We start from the raw sequence: 2,042 nt of genomic DNA, 5'->3' as shown, positions 1-2,042 counted from the left end.
GTTTGCCAAGAATATTGACTACCAGCGTCTCTCCATCCCACCAGAAAAAGATTTCCCTTGCCATCTTCGTTATCAACAACTTGAATTCATTCGAATTTATTACCCATCAAATGACCTTGGATTGCCACTCAGCGCCGTCAAGTGAACAACTTGCAGGCTAGATACGCAACTATATTGAACACATTCCCCGCCCCTCGATTTATTTTACTTCACAAATCAGATCAAATTGCTATCTCACTCTCTAGGCTTCGACGCTGACGAGCGTTCATCTGCTAATGCTGACTAATACAAAGAGCATTATATCATGACAAACATTAGGTTACCTCGGTTTTTGGCAGCAAGCTCACGCAGGCAGGATTCGGAGATACCACCATATGCCTACCCCATCATACCCCGCATCATGGCCGGCATGCCGTCCTGGACGAAGCGGGTAATTTCTCTGGCATGCGCGTGGATCACTCGTACCATTTCCGGATCACTGGAGGTTTCGGTGACCGCCACCCCATCCTTCAACAGATTGAGCTTGCGTTGATAGAGCGTGGGATGGGCGAACATCACCGGTACGCTGCGGCTCATCGGATAGGGGAAGGGATGATCCTCTGCCAGCCGGGCGTACATCTGCTCGACATGGGCCTGCAGCAGTGCCGCAGTTTCTGGGACGAAAGAGATGGTCACCGCGTGAATTCCATCAGGCAGAAAGGTCACCTTGCGATGCACCTGTGCATGCCGCTCGAAGAGCTCCATACCCGTGCGCATCGGCCCTCGATTCTCTGGAGACATCATCGCCCGCATCCCCTCCTCGTCTTGGCCATTCCCCATCATGCCTCCCATCATCCCGCCCATGCTCGAGGCACTGGCGGAATCCAGACGGACATAACCCAGCAGGGCCAGGGCCGAAAAAATAGACTTCATCATTTGTCTGCGATTCATCGTTGCCTCTCCTTGTAAAATTACACCAGTTTCCAACGTCGCCGCTGCCACAACGCATATAGCGCCGGAATTACCAGTAGCGCCAATAACGCCGCGCTGAACATCCCCCCAACCACAGGGGCCGCAATGCGACGCATCATGTCTGCTCCCGTCCCATGGCTGAACATGATCGGCAACAAACCGACAACCACCAAAGTAAGGGTCATAACCAAAGGCCGCAGTCGTAGCATGCTGCCTTCTACCACTGCCGTTTGCAGGTCGTGCCAATTCTCCAGGGCGTTGCGCGCGCGTCGGCGATACACCGCTGCATCGAGATATAAGAGCATGACCACGCCAAATTCTGCCGCTACGCCGGCGAGCGCAATGAATCCAACAACCACCGCTACTGATAACTTGTAGTGCAGCAAGTAGACCAACCACAGGCCGCCGAGCAGAGAAAAAGGAAGGGTCACCAAGACAATTCCCACTTCCACCACGTTACGGAAATTGAAATAGAGCAGCACCGTAATCAGCAACAGGACCGCGGGTACTACTAACAGAAGGCGATGATCGGCACGCTCCATACTTTTGTACTCGCCGACCCAATCGATGGTATACCCAGCGGGCAAATGCACATGTTGGGTCAGTGCCCGTTTGGCGGTCGCCACATAACCACCAATGCTGGTACTGGGCTGGAGGTCAATGGTTACCCAGGAGTTCAGCTGGCTGTTGTCGCTGGTCAGCATCGCGGGACCTTTCTCGAAGCGAATACGCGCTACCTGCGCCAGCGGAATCTGAGCGCCGTTGGGGGCGCTCACATAGGCATTCTGCAAGGCCGCAAGAGACTGGCGCTCAGCGCGTGGATACCGAAGATCGACGGGAAAACGCTGCACCCCCTCTATGGCAGTGGTAAGGACCTTGCCGCCAATCGCCGTTTCCACGACGGTGTTGACGTCCGCTACGGAGATGCCGTAACGCGCTGCGGCTCGGCGCTTGGTATGGATGACGATATATCTTCCACCCAAGGCATGCGCAGCATATACCGACTGGGTACCAGGGACAGACGTCAAGGCGCGCTGAATTTCCTGTCCAAGCCGATTTAGAGTAGCCAAATCCGTCCCGGTGACTTTGAT

The 2,042-nt window shown here is 54.6% G+C and carries 2 protein-coding genes; both read right to left on the bottom strand.

Annotated elements, in window-relative coordinates:
* Positions 1–378 precede the first annotated feature (378 nt).
* Positions 379–930 (bottom strand): hypothetical protein, encoded by a 552-nt coding sequence (locus RTI30_RS14250; protein ID WP_312263016.1) that lies wholly within the window; start codon positions 928–930, stop codon positions 379–381.
* A 20-nt stretch (positions 931–950) separates the two neighbouring features.
* A partial coding sequence (locus tag RTI30_RS14245) for an efflux RND transporter permease subunit (RefSeq protein WP_312284153.1) occupies positions 951–2,042 on the bottom strand: 1,092 nt, incomplete at its 5' end.

This window comes from Candidatus Igneacidithiobacillus taiwanensis (genome assembly GCF_031962545.1).
Taxonomy (GTDB): Bacteria; Pseudomonadota; Gammaproteobacteria; order Acidithiobacillales; family Acidithiobacillaceae; genus Igneacidithiobacillus; species Igneacidithiobacillus taiwanensis.
Note: the sequence above shows the minus strand (reverse complement) of the source record. Positions and strands in the feature narration are given on the sequence as shown.